The organism is Seramator thermalis, from assembly GCF_004138125.1.
Taxonomy (GTDB): domain Bacteria; phylum Bacteroidota; class Bacteroidia; order Bacteroidales; family Dysgonomonadaceae; genus Seramator; species Seramator thermalis.
In genome coordinates this window covers 14,432-38,616 of the sequence record NZ_RXHS01000008.1, presented here as the reverse complement: position 1 = coordinate 38,616, position 24,185 = coordinate 14,432, and the positions used below count along the sequence as shown (strand labels likewise).

17 protein-coding genes are annotated in these 24,185 nt (G+C 44.0%); 12 read left to right on the top strand and 5 right to left on the bottom strand.

Going from position 1 to position 24,185, the window contains the following annotated elements:
* Positions 1–282: 282 nt before the first annotated feature.
* On the top strand, positions 283–4,641 hold the full coding sequence (carB, locus tag EJN84_RS07425; protein ID WP_129594831.1) for a carbamoyl-phosphate synthase (glutamine-hydrolyzing) large subunit: 4,359 nt from the start codon (positions 283–285) through the stop codon (positions 4,639–4,641).
* Positions 4,642–4,770: 129 nt separating this feature from the next.
* Here the strand turns inward: carB and EJN84_RS07420 are convergent, their stop codons facing one another.
* The 4 genes from EJN84_RS07420 to lysS all read right to left on the bottom strand — a co-directional run bounded on the left by EJN84_RS07420 (position 4,771) and on the right by lysS (position 9,739).
* Positions 4,771–5,532: an HAD family hydrolase gene (locus EJN84_RS07420; RefSeq protein WP_129594830.1), complete on the bottom strand. Its 762-nt coding sequence runs from the start codon at positions 5,530–5,532 to the stop codon at positions 4,771–4,773.
* Positions 5,533–5,611: 79 nt separating this feature from the next.
* Positions 5,612–6,955: a glucose-6-phosphate isomerase gene (locus EJN84_RS07415; protein WP_129594829.1), complete on the bottom strand. Its 1,344-nt coding sequence runs from the start codon at positions 6,953–6,955 to the stop codon at positions 5,612–5,614.
* A 22-nt stretch (positions 6,956–6,977) separates the two neighbouring features.
* Positions 6,978–7,973 (bottom strand): NAD(P)H-dependent glycerol-3-phosphate dehydrogenase, encoded by a 996-nt coding sequence (locus EJN84_RS07410; protein WP_129594828.1) that lies wholly within the window; start codon positions 7,971–7,973, stop codon positions 6,978–6,980.
* Between the two features lie 29 nt (positions 7,974–8,002).
* Positions 8,003–9,739, bottom strand: coding sequence for a lysine--tRNA ligase (lysS, locus tag EJN84_RS07405; RefSeq protein WP_129594827.1), 1,737 nt, complete (start codon positions 9,737–9,739; stop codon positions 8,003–8,005).
* Positions 9,740–10,132: 393 nt separating this feature from the next.
* Between lysS and EJN84_RS07400 the strand changes: the two genes are divergently transcribed.
* The 11 genes from EJN84_RS07400 to EJN84_RS07350 all read left to right on the top strand — a co-directional run bounded on the left by EJN84_RS07400 (position 10,133) and on the right by EJN84_RS07350 (position 21,203).
* Entirely contained in the window at positions 10,133–10,474 is a 342-nt protein-coding gene (locus EJN84_RS07400) for a transcriptional regulator (protein ID WP_129594826.1), read from the top strand.
* Positions 10,475–10,885 (top strand): ATP-binding protein, encoded by a 411-nt coding sequence (locus EJN84_RS07395; protein ID WP_101488121.1) that lies wholly within the window; start codon positions 10,475–10,477, stop codon positions 10,883–10,885.
* 19 nt (positions 10,886–10,904) lie between these two features.
* The gene (locus EJN84_RS07390) at positions 10,905–12,275 is read left to right on the top strand and encodes a [Fe-Fe] hydrogenase large subunit C-terminal domain-containing protein (RefSeq protein ID WP_129594825.1); all 1,371 of its coding nucleotides are present in this window, start codon (positions 10,905–10,907) and stop codon (positions 12,273–12,275) included.
* Positions 12,259–12,606 carry a DRTGG domain-containing protein gene (locus EJN84_RS07385; RefSeq protein ID WP_101488123.1) on the top strand — a complete coding sequence of 116 codons (348 nt, stop codon included), beginning with the start codon at positions 12,259–12,261 and terminating at the stop codon, positions 12,604–12,606. The genes EJN84_RS07390 and EJN84_RS07385 overlap by 17 nt, the downstream gene beginning before the upstream one ends.
* Positions 12,603–13,361, top strand: coding sequence for a PHP domain-containing protein (locus EJN84_RS07380; RefSeq protein ID WP_129594824.1), 759 nt, complete (start codon positions 12,603–12,605; stop codon positions 13,359–13,361). The genes EJN84_RS07385 and EJN84_RS07380 overlap by 4 nt, the downstream gene beginning before the upstream one ends.
* Positions 13,355–13,918, top strand: a complete 564-nt coding sequence (locus EJN84_RS07375) for an ATP-binding protein (protein WP_129594823.1) — start codon at positions 13,355–13,357, stop codon at positions 13,916–13,918. The genes EJN84_RS07380 and EJN84_RS07375 overlap by 7 nt, the downstream gene beginning before the upstream one ends.
* A 45-nt stretch (positions 13,919–13,963) precedes the next feature.
* Positions 13,964–14,368 (top strand): (2Fe-2S) ferredoxin domain-containing protein, encoded by a 405-nt coding sequence (locus EJN84_RS07370; protein ID WP_129594822.1) that lies wholly within the window; start codon positions 13,964–13,966, stop codon positions 14,366–14,368.
* An 18-nt stretch (positions 14,369–14,386) separates the two neighbouring features.
* The gene (locus EJN84_RS07365) at positions 14,387–16,210 is read left to right on the top strand and encodes an NADH-quinone oxidoreductase subunit NuoF (protein WP_129594821.1); all 1,824 of its coding nucleotides are present in this window, start codon (positions 14,387–14,389) and stop codon (positions 16,208–16,210) included.
* 75 nt (positions 16,211–16,285) lie between these two features.
* On the top strand, positions 16,286–18,058 hold the full coding sequence (locus EJN84_RS07360) for an NADH-dependent [FeFe] hydrogenase, group A6 (RefSeq protein ID WP_129594820.1): 1,773 nt from the start codon (positions 16,286–16,288) through the stop codon (positions 18,056–18,058).
* Between the two features lie 20 nt (positions 18,059–18,078).
* Positions 18,079–18,630: an NADH-quinone oxidoreductase subunit NuoE family protein gene (locus EJN84_RS07355; RefSeq protein WP_129594819.1), complete on the top strand. Its 552-nt coding sequence runs from the start codon at positions 18,079–18,081 to the stop codon at positions 18,628–18,630.
* 689 nt (positions 18,631–19,319) lie between these two features.
* A complete protein-coding gene (locus EJN84_RS07350) occupies positions 19,320–21,203 on the top strand; it encodes an IS1634 family transposase (protein ID WP_165004161.1) in 1,884 nt (627 codons plus the stop codon).
* Positions 21,204–21,340: 137 nt separating this feature from the next.
* On the opposite strand, the gene EJN84_RS07345 is transcribed toward EJN84_RS07350, so the two are convergent.
* Entirely contained in the window at positions 21,341–24,154 is a 2,814-nt protein-coding gene (locus tag EJN84_RS07345; RefSeq protein ID WP_129594818.1) for a M16 family metallopeptidase, read from the bottom strand.
* Positions 24,155–24,185 lie beyond the last annotated feature (31 nt).

Sequence of the window (24,185 nt, the reverse complement as noted above, 5' to 3'; positions counted from 1 at the left end):
AAAGATACTAAAATGTTGTCATTCATTCGATAAATTTTTTCTCTTTTTTCATTCACCTTGAATAGAATAGAGAGATGAAAATTAGACAACATATAATCATATTGATCGTAAAATATGCAGAATGAAGAAAAAAATGCCTTTCAAAAAAATAAATCATAACAATTTGAAAACCCATCTATCGATTGTTTTACTCAAACCTTTTTTGTACTTTTGTACCGATTAATCAGGCATAAACGAATGCCTTCCATCAGTTGACAATTTTTACATTTTCAGCATATAACAATGTTCGATAAACCCTTTCACCTTGTCCTGGAAGACGGGACAACCTTCAAAGGAAAGTCATTTGGTTACGAACGCCCTGTTGCCGGCGAAGTTGTTTTCAGCACAGGCATGGTGGGCTACGTCGAAAGCCTTTCCGATCCATCGTATCTCGGTCAGATTTTGACGCTTACCTATCCACTCATTGGCAATTACGGCGTTCCTGACGATGTTTCCCAAAACGGTATTTCTACTTTTTACGAATCGGAAAAAATACAGGCTTCCGGCCTTATTGTTTCCGATTTTTCGTGTGAATACAGTCATTGGAATGCGGTGAAAAGTCTGCACGAATGGCTTGTCGAAAACAAAGTTCCTGCCGTTTACGGCATCGATACGCGCGAGTTGACCAAACTTGTTCGCGAAAAGGGAACGATGCTCGGTAAACTGGTTTTCCCCGATGAAGAAGATATTCCGTTTGTCAATCCCGATGATGAAAATCAGGTAGCAAAAGCGTCCTGCAAAGAAGTGATTACGTACGGCAATGGCAGTCACAAAGTAGTTTTGGTAGATTGTGGGGTAAAAAACAACATTATTCGCTGTCTGCTCAAACGCGATACGACGGTGGTTAGAGTTCCCTGGAATTATGATTTCACTCAGATGGAATACGACGGTTTGTTTATATCCAACGGACCGGGCGATCCGACTTATTGCAAACCGACCATCGAAAATATTCGCAAAGCAATGGCTGCCGATAAACCTATTTTCGGTATCTGCATGGGAAATCAATTGCTTTCGCTGGCAAGCGGTGCGAGCATTTACAAACTGAAATACGGCCACAGAAGCAGTAATCAGCCTGTGCAATTGATGGGAACACAGCGGGCATTTGTTACCTCGCAGAATCATGGTTTTGCGGTGGATAGCAAGACACTTTCTTCCGATTGGGAGCCACTTTTTGTCAATATGAACGACGGAACGAACGAAGGCGTTCGCCATAAAACAAAGCCCTGGTTTTCGTCGCAGTTCCATCCCGAAGCTGCTGCCGGACCAACCGATACCGAGTTTTTGTTCGACGTGTTTATGCGGACACTGGACGAAAAAAATCCTTCGATACCTCGTCTGATTGAGGAAGAACTTGAGGCCAAATTGGTGGTAAAACATCCGGCTCCGGATTTTGAAAAGGGACAAATCAAAAAAGTACTCGTACTGGGTTCGGGTGCTCTCAAAATTGGGGAGGCCGGTGAATTCGATTATTCCGGTTCGCAGGCCCTCAAGGCGTTGAAGGAAGAATCGGTGGAGACCATTCTTATCAATCCGAATATTGCTACGGTGCAAACCTCGGAAGGCATTGCCGATAAAGTATATTTCTTGCCGGTTACGCCGTTTTTTGTGGAACGGGTGATCGAAAAGGAGCGTCCCGATGGCATTTTCCTGTCGTTTGGCGGGCAAACGGCACTCAATTGCGGCGTTGCTCTTTTCCGCAACAAAGTGCTCGAAAAATATAACGTGCGGGTATTGGGAACCCCTGTTCAATCCATCATCGATACGGAAGATCGTGAAATTTTCAACCAAAAGCTTTCGGAAATCGGTGTAAAATACATTAAAAGTGAGGCGGTTACCAATCTCGATGATGCTTTGCACGCCGCCAACCGATTGGGTTATCCTGTCATCGTGCGGGCTGCCTATGCGCTGGGCGGATTGGGAAGCGGCTTTTGCGATAATGATGAAGAACTGAAAATGCTTGTGGCGAAGGCATTTAATTTTTCGCCACAGGTTTTAATCGAAAAATCGCTCAAAGGCTGGAAAGAAATTGAATATGAAGTGGTTCGCGACCGCTACGACAATTGCATTACGGTTTGCAACATGGAAAATTTCGACCCGCTGGGCATTCACACCGGCGAAAGCATTGTTGTTGCACCCTCGCAGACGCTATCGAACAGCGAATACTTCAAGCTTCGCGAATTATCCATCCGCATCATTCGCCACATCGGAATCATTGGCGAGTGCAATGTGCAGTATGCTTTCGATCCTGCATCGGAAGATTATCGGGTGATAGAAGTGAATGCCCGTCTCAGCCGTTCGTCGGCACTCGCTTCCAAGGCAACCGGATATCCGTTGGCTTTTGTTGCTGCCAAATTGGGATTGGGTTACGGGCTTCCCGAACTGAAAAATTCGGTTACGAAGGTTACATCTGCCTTTTTTGAGCCGGCTCTCGATTACATTGTCTGCAAAATTCCGCGTTGGGATTTGGCAAAATTTCACGGCGTCTCGCGTGAATTGGGCAGCAGCATGAAATCCGTAGGTGAAATCATGTCTATCGGGCGCACTTTCGAAGAAGTATTCCAAAAAGGGCTGCGCATGATTCAGCAGGGCATGCATGGTTTTGTCGGCAACAAAGATTTGTTTACCGATGAGTTGGACAAAGAACTGAGTGCTCCCACCGATAAGCGCGTTTTCTATCTCTCTCAGGCTCTGCAGCAGGATTATTCGGTGGACAGACTGTATGAGTTGACCAAAATCGACAAATGGTTTCTTTACAAACTGAAATATATCGTAGAGATTGCCCGTGAAGTGGAGCAATACAATACGCTGGAAGAATTTCCGACGGAATTGTTCCGAGAAGCAAAACTGAGAGGATTTTCCGATCATCAAATCGAAAAACTGATTTTCAAAAAATCGCTTTCGGATGATACGGTACGCAACAACCGCATCGGTAGAGGCATCAAACCGGTTGTCAAACAAATTGATACATTGTCGGCAGAATATCCGGCCCAAACCAATTATCTGTATCTTACCTACAATGGTACGGCAAACGATGTCCGGTATCTGGGCGACCATCGCTCGGTTATCGTGCTGGGTTCCGGCGCTTACCGAATCGGTTCGTCCGTCGAATTCGACTGGTGTTCGGTGAATGCTCTGAATACGATTCGCAAGGAAGGCTATCGCTCGGTGATGATCAATTACAATCCCGAAACGGTTTCCACCGATTACGATATGTGCGACCGCCTGTATTTCGACGAACTCAGCTACGAACGTGTTCGCGATATTATAGAACTCGAAAATCCGAAAGGTGTCATCGTATCTGTGGGAGGACAAATTCCGAATAATCTTGCCGTACGTTTGGATAAGGCGGGTGTAAACATTCTGGGCACATCGGCCAATTCCATCGATAACGCCGAAGATCGCCACCGCTTCTCGGCCATGCTCGACCGATTGGGTATCGATCAGCCTCGCTGGCGTGAAGTTACTACCTTCGACGATATTCGCGAATTTGTGGACGAAGTCGGATTCCCGTTGCTGGTTCGACCTTCGTATGTTCTTTCGGGTGCTGCCATGAATGTTTGTTCCAATAACGAAGAGCTGGAACGATTCCTTACGATGGCTGCCGAAGTTTCGCAGGAACATCCGGTGGTAGTTTCCGAATTTATCGAACATGCCAAGGAAATAGAAATCGATGCAGTAGCACAAAATGGCGATCTGGTGGTTTATGCTATTTCGGAACATGTGGAATTTGCCGGTGTTCATTCGGGCGATGCGACCATTCAGTTCCCACCTCAGAAAATATATATCGAAACGGTCAGACGAATCAAACACATTGCCCGTCAGATTGCAAAAGAGCTTCAGATATCAGGTCCGTTCAACATTCAATTTTTGGCAAAGGACAATGATATCAAGGTGATAGAATGCAATTTGAGAGCTTCACGTTCGTTCCCGTTTGTATCGAAAGTGTTGAAAATCAACTTTATCGAACTTGCAACGCAAGTGATGTTGGGATTGGAAGTGAAAAAACCCGAAAAATCGGCATTCGATCTCGATTATGTGGGAATCAAAGCTTCGCAATTCTCGTTCAATCGTTTGCAGAAAGCCGATCCGGTGCTCGGTGTAGATATGGCGTCCACCGGCGAAGTAGGCTGCATCGGCTCCAATTTTGATGATGCTCTGCTTACGGCCATGCTTTCGGTGGGTTATCGCATTCCCGAGAAGAACATCATGGTTTCTTCGGGAGGGACGAAGTCGAAAGTGGCGCTTCTTGATGCATGCCGTTTGTTGGTGAAAAACGGATACCATCTTTATGCAACAGGAGGGACACAGAAATTCCTTGCCGACAACGGCGTAGAGAGCACGTATGTGGCTTGGCCCGATGATAAGGATGCCGACCTGAAAGTAACGGATATGATTGCCCAGAAGCAATTCGATTTGATTATCAACATTCCCAAAAACCTGACGGAACGAGAGCTGACGAACGGCTATAAAATTCGTCGCGGTGCGATCGATTTCAACATCCCGCTCATCACCAACGACCGTTTGGCAAGCGCATTCATCAAAGCTTTCTGCAAGATGAAAGAAGGCGATATCCAAATCAAGCACTGGGGAGAATATAAGTAAAGGTTGTTATTGTGCGAAAAAACAGATTTAGTTCCGGTTAAAAATTGACACCTCCCGAAGAGGTGTCAATTTTTTGCTTACCTTTTGAAAATATATCGCACGCTTGGGAGTAAGCTTTTTCCACGTCGGTTACTCGATTTTCACACAACGTGCAATCTCGAGGAAGTCAGTAAGCTTTTCTTCGAGTTCTTTCATCGAATGCAGAACGATTCGTGCTCCCGATTTTTTCAACATTTCGTCCGGAAGAGGCCCCGTGTTGACATCGATAGTGAAAATTCCGGCTTTTGTGGCTGCTTCGGTTCCGAGCGGTGCATTCTCAATTACGATTGCCTGATTTGGTTTTAAGTTTCCTGCTTTTTCGAGTCCCATCAAAAACGGTTCAGGATGAGGCTTCCCGTTTTTCACGTCGAAAGCCGTTACCATTGTGTCGGGAGAAAAAATTCCCGGGAAATTATCGTTCAGTTTATCGATGAGCGATGGTTGCCCCGAACCGGTTACAAGCACCGGCGTCAGTCCCTTACGCTTCACGAGTTCGAGCACTTCCTTAGCTCCCGGAATAGTTTTCCCTTCGTTATATCGGGTAAAGAGTTCGGTTTTACGGGCATAAATTTTCTCGATTTCCTCTTTTGAAGCTTTTCGTCCCAATTCGCGTTGGAAAAGAATGTTAATAGTCGATTCGCCCGTACGTCCTTCGTGTAAATAGAATTCTTCCGGCGAATTATTGATTCCTATTTCATCCATTGTTTGTTTCCACGATTTGGCATGTGCCGGCATGGAATCGTACAATACTCCGTCCATATCGAAGAGGACGGCTTTCAAATCAAAACGAGTGTAATTATGTTCACGAAGATAGGTTTCGAAAATCGAAATTGCTTCTTGTCGATTGATCATTATTGTGAGTAAAAATATAAAAAACAACCCGTCAGACCGCTTTTCAACAGAATGACGGGCATGTTATTGAATCTTGAATTTATAATTTGGCTTTGATGGCCGCTGTTTCTTGTTCGTAGCCCGGTTTTTCGAGCAGGGCAAACATATTCTTTTTATATGCTTCCACTCCCGGTTGATTAAATGGATTGACGCCGAGTAGATAACCACTTATTCCACATGCTTTTTCGAAGAAATAAATGAGCTGGCCGATTGATTCTTCATCCAGTCGGGGAATTTCGATCAGCAAATTGGGAACGCCCCCATCTACATGTGCAATGCGTGTACCCAATTCAGCCATTTTGTTGACTTCGTCCACACGTTTTCCACTCAGATAATTCAGCCCGTCAAGATCTTCCTTATCCGAAGGTATTTCGAGTTTTTTATCGGGTTGTGCGATGGAAATAACCGTTTCGAAAATAGTGCGTTCACCTTCCTGGATCCATTGTCCCATTGAATGCAAATCGGTAGTGAAATCAACCGCTGCCGGAAAAATTCCTTTATGATCTTTTCCTTCGCTTTCGCCATAAAGTTGTTTCCACCATTCGGCAAAATAGTGAAGTTTTGGATGATAATTTACCAAGATTTCGATTTTCTTTCCTCTTTTGTAAAGTTCGTTGCGAATGACTGCATAAATTGCCGACAGATTGTATTCGAATGAAATATTATCGGCTGTAGCTTTCTCCATAGCAACCGCACCGGCAACGAGTTTTCGGATATTGATGCCGGCTACCGCAATCGGCAAAAGCCCGACCGGCGTGAGAACGGAATAACGACCGCCTACATCGTCGGGAATGACGAAGGTTTTGTACCCTTCTTTCGAAGCAAGCATGCGAAGAGCTCCTTTAGTTGCATCGGTAATAGCTACAATGCGTTGGCGAGCTTCGCCCTTACCCACTTTTTCTTCGAGTAATTCCTTCAAAATGCGGAAAGCAAGTGCCGGTTCGGTAGTAGTTCCCGATTTGGAAATATTGATGATCCCAAAACTTTTGTTTTTCAGATATTCTTTCAGTTCGAACAGATAATCTTCGCTGATATTGTTACCGGCATACATAATGACAGGACTTTTGCGGTCTTGCTGAAGCCAGTCGAAAGCATTCGAAAGCGAATCGATTACTGCGCGTGCGCCTAAATAACTTCCGCCAATACCGACTATCACTACCACATCACATCGTGTGCGGAGGTTGACAGCAGCATCTTCTATTTCTTTAATGGCATCTTCGGTTATGGATGAAGGAAGATTGACCCATCCCAAAAAATCGTTGCCCGGACGAGAACCATCGTGCAGAGCCCGGTTGCATGCGAGCGCATTCGTTCCCTGTTTCAAGATTTCATCTTCGGTAACGAACTTGTACACATGTTGGATGTTCATTTTGAGCTTTTCCATTGACTAATTGAGTTTATTTAGTTTAAAATGTTTCGATCAATTTTTCAATTCCTGTTTTAGGAGGAAGTTTTTCGTACAAAATCTGATATACAGTATTGGCAATGGGAATATCAATTTTGAAACGCTGATTCATCTCCATAATGCATTTTGCACCATAATATCCTTCGGCAATCATTTCCATTTCGAGTTGAGCCGTTTTCACCGAGTATCCTTTGCCAATCATTGTCCCGAGCGTTCTATTTCGGCTGAATTGCGAATAGCCGGTTACGAGCATGTCGCCCAGGTAATGCTGTTCGCAAATATTTCGTTCCATCGGAGCGACGCTACTCAAAAAACGCTCCATTTCTTTGGCGCAATTCGTCATCAAAACGGCCTGAAAATTATCGCCATACTGAAGTCCTTGACATATTCCGGCCGCAATTGCATAAATATTTTTGAGAACCGATGCCATTTCGATGCCAACCACATCGTTCGAAACCCGTGTATGCATGATTCTCGAATTGATAGCCTCGGCGAGCATGGTTGCTTTTTCGGTATCGATACAAGCAGAAGTGAGGAAGGATAGACGTTCGAGCGCAATTTCTTCGGCATGACAGGGGCCGGAGAGCACTCCGATATTTTCGAGAGGAATTCGGAAGTTATAGGCGAGATATTCGCTGATGACCATGTTGTCGTTGGGGACTATTCCCTTGATGGCCGATATCACGAATTTTCCTTTGAAAGCGCTATTCCAAATTCTTTTCAGATATTGTTTTACGTAAGGAGAAGGGAATGCAAGAATAATCGTATCCGAATCTTTGATGGCTCTTTCGATGCTGGAGTAAAAAGTAATTTGAGCCAGATTGAATTTCAGATTTGTGAGATAATCGGGATTGTGCCCTAACTTGTAAAATCCTTCGATCTGTTCCGTACGTCGAATATACCAATGTAGATGGTCGTTGTTCATCAGTACAATTTTGGCGAGAGCCGTACCCCATGTACCTCCTCCCAAAACACAGATTTTTCCGAGTGAATCCATTTTGTATGTTTAAAATTCAGGCATGATCGTCAGGCAAGAGTTGAAGCACTTTCTATCCAACTTTTAACCTCTTCGAGCGATGGATTGTTCAATTCGAGTTTGTATTTTTTATTCAATTCGCACAGTTCCTGATGTATTTTATTCGGATTAACCCCTTTTAAGGCAGCAACTTCGTTGTATCCGGCTCTTTGTAAAGGAGAAATCCATACTTCCGGAATGCCGAGTTCCGTATATTTATGAGCGTTGTCTTTTTTTACCGTTCTTTCCGGGCGCATTTGAGGAAACAAGAGAACTTCCTGAATAGTCGTTTGCCCGGTAAGAAGCATCGTGAGGCGATCCATTCCTATTCCCATTCCTGCTGTAGGCGGCATGCCATATTCGAGTGCACGCAGAAAATCCTGATCGATGTACATGGCTTCGTCATCACCTTTTTCAGAAAGGCGAAGCTGTTCCTCAAAGCGTTCGCGTTGATCGATCGGATCGTTTAATTCTGAATAGGCGTTTGCGAGCTCTTTCCCGTTGACTATCAATTCGAATCTTTCGGTAAGCTGTGGATTGTTGCGATGGCGTTTTGTCAAAGGCGACATTTCGATTGGATAATCCATCACAAAAGTGGGCTGAATGAAATGTCCTTCGCACTTTTCTCCAAATATCTCGTCGATGAGTTTTCCTTTTCCCATTGTCGGATCGTGTTCGATTCCCAATTTGTTGCACACATCTCGAAGCTCATCTTCATTCATCCCGGCAATATCAAATCCGGTAAATTCCTTAATGGCATCGAGCATAGTGATTCGTTTGTAGGGCGCTTTGAAATCAATTTCGTTTTCACCTACTTTCACTTTTGTGGTTCCGAGCACTTGCAGGGCAGTATGCTCGAGCATTTGCTCGGTGAATTCCATCATCCAATTGTAATCTTTATAGGAAACATAGATTTCGAGCACGGTAAATTCGGGATTGTGAGTGCGATCCATACCTTCATTACGAAAATCGCGCGAAAATTCGTAAACGCCCTCAAATCCTCCAACGATCAGACGTTTGAGATATAATTCATTCGCAATTCGCAGATACAAATCGATATCGAGGGCATTGTGGTGTGTGATGAATGGACGAGCGGCAGCCCCGCCGGGAATGCTTTGCAAAACAGGAGTATCTACTTCGAGATAACCATGCCGATTAAAAAACTCGCGCATGGCATCGAATATTTTCGTGCGTTTCACAAAAATATCTTTCACGCCTTCGTTCACCAATAAGTCCACATATCGTTGACGATATCGCAGTTCGGGATCATTAAACTTGTCGTAAGCCACGCCGTCTTTCACTTTGACGATAGGCAGAGGACGAAGTGATTTGGATAATACGGTTAAGCTTTGCGCATGCACCGAAATTTCACCGGTTTGCGTCCGGAAAACAAATCCGGTGATGCCGATGAAATCGCCGATATCGAGCAATTTTTTGAAAACAATATTGTAAAGATCTTTATTTTCTTCAGGACAAATATCGTCACGCGTGATATATACTTGAATGCGTCCTTTCGAATCCATCAATTCGATAAATGATGCTTTGCCCATGATGCGTCGGCTCATAATGCGACCGGCTATACTTACCTGTCGTTTTTCACCGCTATCATCGAATTGATCTTTTATGTCAGTAGAATAGGCATTGACTTCATATAAAGGCGCCGGATAGGGATCTATCCCGAATTGACGCAACTCGTTAAGACTTTGCCTGCGTATAATTTCCTGTTCGCTTAAATCTAATAATTGCATTTCGTCTATCTTCTTTTTGCAGATTTCCCATAAAAGTCCACAAAAATACAAAATTGTTGGCATTCTTTTGGTTTTATGTATCTTTTTTCCTTTCTTTAAAAGTGGAATTTTTTGTTTTTCAGATTCTTGATGTCGGAGTGAATAGACTTGATGTTCATCAGAAAAAAATATTAAAGAATTATTTCTTTAATGAAAGAAAAATTATACATTTGTGCAGTTGTCTTATGCCATTTGGAATTTTTATTCTCGATTTTTTTGAGTGAATTATGAGTAAAGAATGGCATTTTGATATATATATATGCCGGCATTCGAACGACAATTCATTCCGGATATACCGTTAAATTGATCCTAATTTGGAATTTTGACAAAGATTTATTTTAACCGGTACCTAAAATGACTTTGCAACAGTTGAGTAACATAGTGAAAGGCAATATCCTCCATGATCCGGTCAAATCAGTGGATTATCGATATGCTTTTGCATCGGATTTGATGAGTGATGTCCTTCGTTTCCATATGGACGATGCCGTTCTCATTACCGGCTTATCAACCATTCAAACGGTTCGCACCGCCGAAATGTCAAACCTGCCGTGCATAGTCGTCGCGCGTGGAAAACAAATCAGTAACGAAATGATAGCACTCGCATCCGAAAATCATATTGCCCTTGTTTCGTCACCCCTGACGGTATTCGAAATTTCGGGCAAATTATATATGAACGGCATCAAACCGGTATATTGAATGGAGGTGCAGTACGAAATACAAGGAGGAGATTTCAGCACGGCCGGACAGGCAAGTTCTGAAATTAAGAAATTGCTAAAACAATTCAACATCGATCCACAAATTGTTCGGCGAATCGCAATTGCATTGTTCGAAGCCGAAGTGAATGTGGTGGCACATGCCTATAAAGGAATTATGAAAGCTGATATCGAACCCGAGAGTATTCGTGTGATCGTTGAAGATGAAGGTCCCGGTATCGAGGACATCGAAAAAGCTATGGAAGAAGGGTTCTCGACGGCATCGGAAGCGGTTCGTCAGATGGGATTTGGCGCAGGAATGGGATTGCCCAATATCAAAAAAAATGTTGACGAAATGATTCTGACTTCCGTTCCGGGAAGAGGAACCTGTTTGAAAATGAAAGTTCTTTTCTGATACCCAAAAAAGTGCAGCAATGAAGCAGTACACATACACTCATGCAATTCAGATCGATGCCGATAAGTGCATCGGTTGCTCTCATTGCATGCGGGTTTGTCCTACCGAGGCAATTCGCATTGACGGAGGACATGCCCGCATTCAATCGGTTCGATGCGTTGATTGTGGTGAATGCTTCAGAGTTTGCCCGCAACGGGCAATTTATGTAAAGGACGATGGTCTTGCGTCGGTCAAAAGTAGCGGTTACCGAATCGCTCTTGTACCTTCGATTTTTATCGGACAATTTCCTTCCGATTATTCTGCCACGCGAATTCTTGAGGCTGTCAGACAAATTGGATTTGACGATGTTTTCGAAGTTGAACAAGCTGTGGATATGGTAAAAAGTGAATACCGTCATTTGGAAAATGAAATCGACCAACGGCCGGCAATTACTTCATTTTGTCCCGCCGTTGTCCGGTTGATACAAGTGCTCTATCCTTCGCTCACCGATCAAATCATTCGATTGAAAGCGCCTCACGACATTGCGGCGCTTTACCTGAGAAAATCTAAAGAAAGACAAGGCATTCCGCCATCCGAAATTTATATTTATTACATCACGCCATGTGCGGCAAAAATTGTGGCTGCCCGTGATCCTGTTGCCGAAAAAGAATCGCCAATCGACGGGACTATCGATATGAAAATCATCTACAATCTGGTGTCGAAAATCATACGGGAAGATAAAAGTTCGGGATTGCACAAATCGTATGCCAACATGAGTCCGGATTCGGTATGCTGGTCGTTATCGGGAACCGAAAAAAAATACTTTTCAGGAAGAAGTTTGGCTATCGACGGGATGAACAATGTCATCGAATTTCTCGATAAACTCGAATCGGGTCAGTTGGCACATATCGATTTTTTGGAAATGCGTGCTTGTGATCAGGGTTGTGCCGGTGGCATCCTTTGTCCCTGTAACCGATTTCTTGCGGTGGAACGACTCGAACAACGTCAGAAAAAATTGGAAAAATTGAAACTCCAAAATGAAGGAAAAGTAACGAATATGCTGTTTGAATTTTCGGAGGAATTGCATCGGGAGCTGCAAATCGATGCGGTTGAACCACGCGAAGGACTGCAACTCGACGAGGATATGGGAAAAGCCCTTCAGAAAATGAAGCATATCAAAAAGCTGATGACATTTTTGCCCGGTTTCGATTGCGGCGCTTGTGGAGCGCCCAGCTGTAGGGCGCTGGCCGAAGATATTGCCCAAGACCGAGCAAGCATTTCTTATTGTGTGTTTGTGCAACGCGTGATGGAAAAAAACTATAAACTAAGTCCCGAACAATCATTTTCGGTAATCGAGAAAATTTGGGGGCAGAACCGACTTAACAAATATACCGATGAAAACGAATCTTAAAAAATTAGCCGCCGATTTGAACTTCGAGCCGTTGTCCGGAATAAATTTGCCGGATCGAATACCTCAATCGGCATACGTATCGGACTTGTTGAGTGACGTCATTGGCAAGGCCCAACCGGGCATGCTTTGGATCACCTCACAAGTACACAAGAATATTGTGGCTGTTGCTTCGCTCAAAGAGTTGAGCGCCATTATAGTCGTGAACGAACGTGAGATTGACGACGAAGTCGTGAAGCATGCCGATGAAGAAGGCGTTGTTATTCTTTCGTCTCATCTTCCTGCGTTCGAAACCGCAGGCAAATTGTACGTCTATCTCAATCAAGCGGAATGAATCTTTACAAGGCCGATTTGCACGTTCATACCTGTCTGTCTCCTTGCGGCGATTTGGACATGAGCCCGCGCAATATTATCCAAGCAGCCATACAAAAAGGGCTGGATATGATTGCGATAACGGATCACAATTCGACAAGGAACGTGAAAACCTGTCTTGAAATTGCCGAAAAAGAGAATATTTTTGTTGTTCCCGGATGTGAAATAAATACACAGGAAGAGGTGCATTGTTTGGCATATTTTCCCGATTTGGAGGCGATATCGGAATTTCAAAAATATCTCGACCGAAAGTTACCCGAAATAGAAAATGATCCTGATTTATTTGGATACCAGGTTGCAGTGGATGAGGATGATGGAATTATATTTGAAGAAAAGCGATCACTGTATTTGGGAATTCGTGATGATATAGAAAATGTGGCAAATCAAGTTCACGCGTTGGGTGGAATTTTTGTGCCGGCCCATATCGATCGTCTCAAAAATAGCATTTTCAGTCAGTTGGGGTTCATTCCCTTCGATTTGAAATACGACGCACTCGAAATTTCGAAGCGACATTCTGTCCCCGAATTTTTGAAAATGCATCCCGAATTGCAAAATGCGCGTATTCTTCGCAACTCCGATGCACATCAATTGGAGGATATCGGCACTCTCACCACTTTTTTTCGGATGCCCGAATTGAACTGGATTTTTTTTAGATCGGCTTTCGAAAGGAATGCTTTTGGATCTGAAATTCTCAATCACGACTCCGAGATATGGTAGATTTATCGATGCATCTGATGGATATTGTACAAAATTCTATTCGGGCAAATGCGAAAACGATCGACATTCTGTTCGAAGAAAAAACAAAAGATCACACATTGACTTTTGTTGTGAATGATGACGGAATAGGGATAAACAAAGAAATGCTGAAGAAAATGGATGATCCGTTTTTTACCACACGCACTACCCGAAAAGTTGGACTGGGTGTACCTCTTTTGAAGATGACGTGCGAGCAAACGGGAGGAAGTCTCGAAGTTAAATCTGAGCCCCAAATGGGGGCATGGGTAAAAGCTGTTTATCGAACCGATCATCCCGACTGTTTGCCACTGGGAGATATTGCAGGCACACTGGCCTTATTGCTCAAGACCAATCCGGAAATTCGATTTCGAGCGCTTTACCGATTAGATGATGACGAATTTCGTTTTGACTCCGACGAACTGAAACAACTTGGAATTGACTTGGATACTGCCGAAATGTTTTTTGCACTCAAAGAATTTTTTACTGCCAATTTCGAGGAATTATTTCGAAAACGACCTTGCGGCAGTTACCTTTGTTAGATCTGCAATATAATGAGAATTAATATTTTAAATCAAAATATCGACATGACTGAAATCAAAACATTAGCTGACCTGAAAAAAAAACAGGAGGAAGTTAAATCGAGAATCGACTTGCGCAACAAAGCCGAAAATCCCGAAGCACGCGTGCAAGTCAAAGTTGCAATGGCAACCTGTGGCATAGCGGCCGGCGCCAAAAAAGTGATGGAATATTTTGTGGAAGAACTCGAAAAAAGAAATATCGATGCCATCGTTACGCAAACGGGATGCATGGGCTATTGTTTCGCCGAACCTACGGTCGAAGTTATACTTCCGGGCAAAGAAGCAATGGTTTTTGGATATGTGGATAATGTCCGTGCCGACGAAATCATCGAGCGGTATATCAAGCACGGAGAATTGGTGGATGGCATTATTCCTCAGAATTATGATACCATCGAACAGGAAGAACAATAAATCGAGGAGGAGCAAACAATGAGTCAGTATAAAATGCATATTTTGGTGTGTGGGGGAACGGGTTGCCGGTCTTCACAAAGCGGATTGATTAGTGAACTGTTTCAGGATGAACTCCTGCGAAAAGGTCTAAAAAACGAAGTTCAGGTGATTCGCACTGGCTGCTTTGGCTTTTGCGAAAAAGGGCCAATTGTCAAGATATTACCCGATGATACCTTTTACACACAAGTGAAGCCCGAAGACACTGCCGAAATCATTGACGAGCATATTATTAAAGGGCGAAAGGTTACTCGGCTTCTATATCTCGACCCCGACACACAGGAATATGTTTCGGACTCTAAGCATATGGGATTTTACAAAAAACAATTGCGTGTTGCTTTGCGTAATTGTGGGCTGATCGATCCGGAAAACATTGATGAAGCCATTGCCCGCGATGCCTACCAAGCTTTGGGTAAAGTATTGAGTGAATATACACCTGAGCAAACGATTGACATCATCAAGCGTTCCGGGCTTCGAGGAAGAGGTGGGGCAGGATTTCCTACCGGCTTGAAATGGGAAATCACCAGTAAGAATCCCGCTGATCAGAAATATGTAGTATGCAATGCCGATGAAGGTGATCCCGGTGCTTTCATGGATCGATCCATTCTCGAAGGCGATCCTCATTCGGTCCTCGAAGCAATGGCAATTTGCGGTTATTGCATCGGTGCCGGCAAAGGCTTGATATATGTAAGAGCCGAATATCCACTGGCAGTTAAGCGATTGAAAGTAGCCATCGATCAGGCACATCAATACGGATTGCTCGGCGAGCATATTTTCGGCACCGATTTCTCTTTCGACATCAACTTACGCTATGGAGCGGGAGCATTTGTGTGCGGTGAAGAAACTGCGCTCATCCATTCCATGGAAGGAAAACGCGGCGAACCTACCAATAAACCTCCATTTCCCGCACAAAGCGGCTATCTCGGCAAACCTACCAACGTGAATAATGTAGAAACTTTTGCCAATGTTCCGGTTATCATTTTGAAAGGAGCAGAGTGGTTTTCATCTATCGGTACCGAAAAATCGAAGGGCACCAAAGTTTTTGCACTTGCCGGTAAAATCAACAATGTGGGGTTGATCGAAGTCCCGATGGGAACAACGCTGCGAGAGATTATTTTCGAAATTGGCGGCGGAATCAAAAACGGGAAGAAATTCAAAGCTGTACAAACCGGCGGCCCGTCGGGTGGCTGCCTCACAGAAAAACATCTCGATACGCCGATAGATTACGAAAGTTTGACTGCTGCCGGATCGATGATGGGATCGGGAGGTATGATCGTACTCGACGAAGATGATTGCATGGTTTCGGTTGCAAAATATTATCTCGGATTCATCGTTGAGGAATCTTGCGGAAAATGTGCGCCCTGTCGGATTGGCAACAAGCGTCTGTATGAAATTTTGGAACGCATGACTCAAGGGAAAGCCGATCCCGAAGATCTCGATAAACTTCGCAATTTGTGTAACGTCATCAGAGATACGGCTTTGTGCGGATTGGGCCAAACATCACCCAATCCTGTACTTTCGACATTGAACAATTTCATCGAAGAATATGAAGAACACGTTTTCGAAAAAAAATGTCGTTCGGGTCAATGTCACGATTTGCTTTATTATGTAATCGACGAAGAAGAATGTACGGGTTGTGGCGCGTGCAAGCGTGTTTGTCCCGTAAATGCCATTTCGGGCGAGAAAAAGCAACCACACCTTATCGATCAGAAAATTTGCATCAAATGCGGATCGTGTATGGAAAAATGCCAATTCGATGCCATCAATTTGAAAAATGAATATAAACCTACAACTGTTTCGGTGTAAAGATTTTCAACCCGGCATCTGAATAGAAAAGAATTGCAAATCGTTTTTCTCCAACCTTTCAAAAAAAACTATTTTATGGAAATGATAAAACTTACCATCGACAATAAAAAAATTGAAGTCGAAAAAGGTACAACCATTCTGAAATCGGCACGTCAGTTTGGAATCGATATTCCCACATTGTGCCACTTCGAACTCGGAGACATGGGCATAGAAAATAAGCCGGGTGGATGCCGTATTTGTGTTGTCGAGATCGAAGGACGTCGCAATCTGGCTCCATCGTGTATTACCGAAGTACAGGAAGGAATGGTGGTCAACACCCATAATATCCGCGTGATCAATGCACGACGAACGGTGCTCGAACTCATCATCTCCGATCATCCTTTCGATTGCCTTGTTTGTGCAAAATCGGGACAGTGCGAGTTACAACATTTGGCCACTCAACTCGGAATACGCGAAATTCCCTACAAAGGCGAACAATCGACTTATCGAAAAGATACATCGCCATCCATCATTCGAGATATCGACAAATGCATCCTGTGCCGGCGTTGCGAAATGATGTGCAATCAGGTGCAAACGGTAGGAGCTCTGTCGGCAATCAATCGTGGATTTATGTCGGTAGTTGCTCCGGCATTCGAAATGAATCTCGAGGATTCGCCTTGCACTTATTGCGGTCAGTGTGTTTCGGTATGTCCTACAGGAGCACTCACCGAAGTCGATCACACCAATGAAATTATTCGGGCTTTATCCGATCCCTCGAAAACAGTAATCGTTCAAACGGCGCCTGCCGTTAGAGCTGCTCTCGGCGAAGAATTTGGAATGGAACCCGGCACGTTGGTTACCGGCAAACTGGTTGCTGCCCTTCGCCGTCTCGGTTTCGATTATGTGTTCGATACCGATTTCGGTGCCGACCTCACCATCATGGAAGAAGGCACGGAATTTTTGAATCGAATCAAGGGCTATATGGCCGGAGATACTTCTGTTAAGTTGCCGATTCTTACCTCTTGCTGTCCGGGTTGGGTGAACTTTTTTGAGCATAATTTCCCTGATCTGCTTGACGTGCCATCGACTGCCAAATCGCCACAACAAATGTTTGGAGCTATAGCAAAAACGTATTTTGCCGACAAAATCGGTGTCAATCGGAATGATTTGGTGGTTGTATCCATTATGCCATGTCTGGCAAAAAAATACGAATGTCAGCGCAATGAGTTTAAAGTAAACGGAAATCCCGATGTTGATTATTCCATTTCCACGCGTGAGCTGGCCGCATTTATCAAGTTGGCGAACATCGACTTTCTGGATTTACCCGACGAAGATTTCGACGATCCTTTGGGCGAATCCTCAGGTGCAGGCGTTATTTTTGGCAATACGGGAGGTGTGATCGAGGCGGCTTGCCGAACTGCTTATGAATTATATACAGGAAAGAAGCTGGAAAAGATTGAATTTGAGCAGCTGCGCGGCTTGGAAGGGATTCGCTCTGCTACCATCGATTTTGACGGACTTCCATTGAATATCGGCATTGCCAACGGATTGGGAAATGCGCGAAAATTGCTCGACGAAGTTCGCGCAGGGACTTCTAACTACCATGCCATCGAAATTATGGCTTGCCCCGGCGGTTGCATTGGGGGCGGCGGACAACCGTATCATCATGGCTATAGCGAAATACTCCGGCAAAGAGCCGCTGCCATTTATACCGAAGACGAAAGAAAAACCATTCGCAAATCACATGAGAATCCTTCCATTATTCGCCTCTACAGCGAATTTTTGGGAGAGCCCGGCAGCAAGAAGGCTCATAGCCTGTTGCATACCCACTATTTTCCGAAGGGCAACGAAGTAACGATTCATCGATAGTAATCTAAAAGCAAAGAGTTATGAGCACGAAAACCAATACAGAAAATAATGTTGCACACGAATATCCCTATAACGGATCGTCGACACAAGTTGAGGTAAAAATAAAGCTTACGGCGGATAAAATCGAAAAAATCGATGCTATTTGTCGGTCATTTGGTAATGATCCGGGTGAATTGATCAATGTGCTGCACGAGACTCAATCGGAATTTGGATACTTGCCGGCAGAAGTTCAGGATGTGATTGCGCAAAACTTGCGAATACCTGTTGCTCAGGTTTATGGAGTGGTGTCGTTTTACTCTTTTTTCACCATGACTCCCAAAGGAGAACATCCGATTTCGATATGTTTGGGAACGGCCTGTTATGTGCGAGGATCGGAAAAAATTCTCGAAGAATTTAAAAAGGAACTGAATATAGAAGTTGGCGAAACCACTCCCGACGGAAAGTTTTCGATTAATTGCCTTCGATGCGTTGGTGCTTGCGGTTTGGCCCCTGTGGTTATGGTAGGCGAAAGAGTTTTTGGTCGCGTTTCGCCCGAAAGTGTTAAGCAGATTATAGGCGAGTATAAAGATTGAATCTTAAAACTCCATTTTAAGTATTCGAAAGAATTTTCGAAATAGATATCCGGTTTTCAATTCGTTTTTTGAAGAAATTTAATTCGCAAACTTTGTCAACACATAGAACCTCTGAGCAAAGATTGAGGCATTGGGTCTATGCATTAAATGCATTAGATATTGCTATCCTCAATATCTGCCATTGTTTTTTTAAAAAACATGAAGCCCTGAAAACACACATCAGTAAACCCATAGAGACACGTAGGCTTAAGTTTTAAACTATTTTCCGACGAAAGTGAAAATTGGTTGACCGTTCGCAAATATAAATGAAACGGCTAAAAATATTGCAGCTGAAAAATTATGTTTTTGAGCTATAAGTCACATTTTTTGATAATTAATCACACTTTTGGGCTGAAAGTAGGACCAAATCTCATAAGACGCAAATACGAGCCAAGTGCGGCGTAAATACGGCAGAACCCCCATTCGAACCCCTTATAAGCATTTAACCCAAGTTGCAGCAATTACGTTCCATTGAGTTAAACTATAGTTAAAAACGGGCAAAATCATGCTTTAGATGTACTTTATTTTCCGTAATTTCTCGTAGGGGGTACGGGAAAAAATAATTCAAGCGATTCAGGGAGGGTTAATGACGTTTGTAGTACTCAGGGGGGTATTGTTTGATAAGAAAAAGCGGACTACCTTTGGCCGTTATGTATTTCAAATCGGTCATACGCAGGAATCCCGAAACGGCACGTTACGAAGGATATTATCGTTTGGTAGAAAGCTACCGGAACGTATCGGGGCGCATCTGTCACCGACCGCTGCTCACGATCGGTTTTTTGCCGTATGAAGTAGAAAAGCTGAACGACATCCGTCGCATATTAACCGACCGGTTAAACCGCACCCCGAATGTTTTTGAACAAGGAGATGAAGAAGCTGTTCGCTGGGCAGACATCTATTGGCAGCAATTGGTCGAAAGCGGCAAGATCGATGTGTCGGACAGGGCATATGAGGAAAAGAAGCGTATGGTAAACATCGATGAACTTCTTCTAAAGGATGGCAGGGAAGCAGGAGCGGAATGGATGTGCTATCAGGGGATGGAACAGCTGCGCTTCAGGGAAAAGCTGGAAGAGATGGGATGGGAAGAAGAACAGATACGGTTAGCCTTTACGCAAATCATCAGTCGGGCCGTTTATCCCCACTCCGAACTTCGCACCACGCGGTGGATACAGGAGAACTCAGCCGTATGCGAGATTACCGGATATCCGATGGAAAAGATTACCAAAGACAAGCTCTACCAAAGCGCATTGGACTTATACCGGGTAAAGGACAGGCTGGAAGCGCACCTCTCCAAACGGACGAACGAACTTTTCGATTTGCAGGACAAGATCATCCTTTACGATTTGACCAACACCTATTTTGAAGGAGAAAAGAAGGGGAGCAACTTAGCCCGTTTCGGGCGGAGCAAGGAAAAGCGGAGCGATGCCAGGCTGATTGTTCCGGCCTTGGTAGTCAATGCAGAAGGATTTATCAAATACTCGGATGTATTCGAGGGCAATATGTCGGACAGCAGCTCCCTGCCAGGAATCATCGACAGGATACGGGTACGTACGGCGGAGAGTCAATGCCGTGCCATTGTTGTACTGGATGCCGGTATAGCTACTGAAGAAAATCTGGCACTGATCCGGGCCAATGGATACGACTACGTGTGCGTGAGCCGAACAAAGATAAAGGATTACGCCATTGGCCCCGAAGGGAAAGTATGCAAAGTAAACACCAAAAACGATGAGACGGTAACCCTTGAAAGGGTGCAATCGGCTGGCATGACTGATTATTTGCTGAAAATAAGCAGTCCGGGGAAAGCCCTGAAGGAAGGCTCGATGAAAAATCAGTTTGAGAGCCGGTTTTTGCAGGAAATAGAGAAGATAAGGCAATCGTTGGAGAAGAAACATGGAGTAAAGAAGATAGACAAAGTACATCAACGCATTGGCAGGGCAATTGAAAAGTATCCCTCAGCTGCACGGTTTTACTCTATTGAGGTAAGAAGCGAGCAAGACACGGCCACCGAAATTATTTTGACGAAAAAAGAAAACTCTATCGAGGCTGAAGAGCGTTTGGGGGTTTATTTCATCCGAACATCTCTGAAAACGGAAGGAGAAGAAACCCTCTGGATCATTTACAACACCATTCGTGAGGTAGAGAGCGCTTTCCGATGTCTGAAGACCGATTTGGATTTACGTCCCGTTTATCATAAAAACGACGATGCTACGCTGGCACATCTATATCTTGGTTTGCTTGCCTACTCTCTGGTGAATACCATTCGCTATCAGCTGAAGGCAAAAGGGATCCACCATGACTGGCAGGAAATCGTGCGCATAACCAACACGCAAAAGGTGGTTACCACGTATGGAAAAAACAATTTCGGTGAAACCATTTATGTGCGTCGTTGCACCGATCCAAACGAAAAAGTCAAGACGATTTATCAGGCATTGGGGTACAGAAATTATCCCTTCGTCAAACGAAAATCTGTAGTACACAAATCGGAATTCAAAAAAAATCAATTTTCCGGTTTTCAGCAAATTAACGATGGTTAGCTGCAATCTGGGTTAATACGTATTCGTTTTTTGTGACAATCTACAACTTTAAGTGACGGCAATATAAATAAACAGAAAATAAATGAGGCTGTCCTTCTTCGAGACAGCCTCCAAAGTATAGAAGAGACGATGTAAAATTATTTGACGGTCGTTGCCTGTTTCGGCATCATTACGACCGTTGCTTGATTGCCCTGCGAAATCAGCTTTTTCGCAAATTCCTGAATATCTTTTGAAGTAACGGAATTTACGGTTTTCAGATATTCTGTGTGATTGTCTTCGCCATAAAAATACTTGGTGTCGAGGACATTCATCCAATAACTGTTTTCTTTCAGGTTTTCGTTATATTTTTTGTTCATGTATTCCTTCACTTTCGTGAAATCGGCTTCGCGAGGACCATTTTGTGCCATCGATTCGAGTTCGCGGAAAATGATCTGATTCAGTTTCTCCATTTTCGCCGGATCGGTATCATAAACAATCTGAAGCATTGTTTGCCCTTCGGGATAGCGTGCGATGCTGCCTCCGGCGTAAACGCCATAAGATCCGCCTTCATCTTCGCGAACCTTTTCGGTGTAAACAATATCGAGAATCTGATCGAACATACTCATCAGAATTTGATTTTTAAGCGAACGTTGGGTATCGCCCGATACGCCGACAAATACGGAAGCTTTCGGGTTTTTCATTTCGCGCTCAAAAATATTATCCGATTTGCCTTTTTTCATCGACATGGGCACTTTCACGAAATCGCCCTTTTCGGCTTTTCCGGGAATCGAAGCCAAATATTGTTCGATGACGGGTTTCACTTTACTCTCGTCGATATTTCCAACCAATGTAAAAACGAACCGGCCGGGATTTGAAAATATCTCGTTATACATGTCCATAATGCGATTGTAGTCGATCCTGCTTAAATCTTGCAATTTGAGACGTCCGACCAACGGATTAACGCCGTATATGGCTTTCGTAACCGAGTCGCTGAAAGCAACCATAGGTTCGGCTTCCTGATTTTTGAGTTGCGTTTCGGTACGCTGCATAAACGATTTGAATGCATCTTCGTCCCGACGTGGGGCCGTAAAGTAAAGATAAACCAATTGCATCATGGTTTCGAAATCTTTGATAGATGACGATCCGTTGATGTCTTGAGTTGTCAGACTTACACTGGGAGAAGCCGAAGCCGTTTTGCCGGCAAGCACTTTCGGTAGATCGGTAGCACTGAATTTGCCAACTCCGCCCAAATTCATCACCGAATTCATTACTTTGCAGTTGACAGGATCTTTTTCTGCAAATTTTGAATATCCGCCCAATGCCGAAGCTGTCATCAATATTTCATCATCTTTGAAATTCGTGTTTTTCAAAATTACTTTTATTCCGTTCGACAATGTCCAGATGGTAGCGTCCATATCCGCATCCCTTTCGGTTTCTACGATTTTTCCGGGTGCAGGCGGTGTAGCCACCAGCGGTTCGTTGATGATTTGTTCCTTATAGGGCTCGATATTTTCGTTCTGCACTGTTTTTATCACCGTTAGAAGTTCGTCTTTAGTGGGATATACAAGCCCCTCTTTCTGCGGGCCGGTAACCGAGATGACGATGTTTTGATCTCCAATAAGTTGTTTTATTGTTTGATTAATAGCTTCGACGGGAATATTCGGAGCAAGAGCCTGAATGAATTGATATTCGAATTCGATACCCGGAATAGCTTCGCCATCGGTAAATGATCTGACATATTCCTGCGAATAGAGCTCGTTTTTCTGTTTGTCGCGGTTGTTATAAAGATTTTCGTAATTCTTGAGAATGTTTGTTCGGGCAATATCGTATTCTGAAGCCGTAAATCCGAATTTTTTCACCCTTTCGGATTCGCGAATCAAAGCGCCCAGTGCCAGGTCGATTTTGTCTTCGGCGCTTCCTGCGACTTCAGTCCAGGCATCTTTGGTTTTGGCCACAAAGTAATCGCCGTCATAAGCGTAAGCAAAAGTAAAAGGAGCGTCCGGCTTTTGGGTGATTTCCCGGAAACGCTGATTGAGCATAGCAGAAGCAACATTCATCACATATTGGGTGATAAATCCGGCCTGCGTATTTTTCAATTCTGTCGGAATCGGATCGTGTTTGAAAAACACCATCACTTGTGCCGTCCTTGCTTCGGGATCAGTAGCAAGGGCAACAATGGGCTCTTTGTTGTCGGGAACGGGATAATAAATTCTTTCGGCGCGATTTTCATCGAGTTTAATCGGAGAAAACAGATCCTTGATTTGTTTTTCCATTTCATCCACATTCACATCGCCAACTACGATAATCCCCTGCAAATCGGGGCGATACCATTTATGATAGTATCCCCTCAGTTCTTCGGGCTTGAAATTGTTGATCACATCGATTGAGCCGATAGGCATACGTTTGGCATACTTGCTATCAGGATACATAACGGGCAGGAGCTGTTCCCACAAACGCTGTTGTGCACCACCACGCGTGCGCCATTCTTCCCGAATTACCCCACGCTCCTTTTCTATTTCTTCAGGTTCGAGGGATATCGCATTCGACCAATCGTGCAATACGAGCAAACAGGAATCCATCAGGTTTTTGTTGTTCGTCGGGATGTCGGTGAGATAATAAACCGTTTCGTCAAAGGAAGTATAGGCATTGATATTGTAACCGAACTTGATACCGTTGTTCTGCAGATATTCGAGCATGGTTTTGCCGGGAAAATTTTTAGTCCCGTTGAAAGCCATGTGTTCCAAAAAGTGGGCAAGTCCTGCTTGATGGTCTTCTTCCTGCATCGACCCTACTTTTTGAGCAATATAGAAGTCGGCTCTGTGTTCGGGCAAATTGTTGTGACGAATGTAGTAGGTAAGACCGTTTTCGAGTTTACCTGTTCTTACTTGCGGATCGATAGGCAACGTCAGGTTTTGTTGCGCCATGATCAAGGTCGCAAAGGAGAGGAATGCAGATAAAATAAATTTTCGCATTGTAGCAATTGTTAGATGTAGAAATTGATGA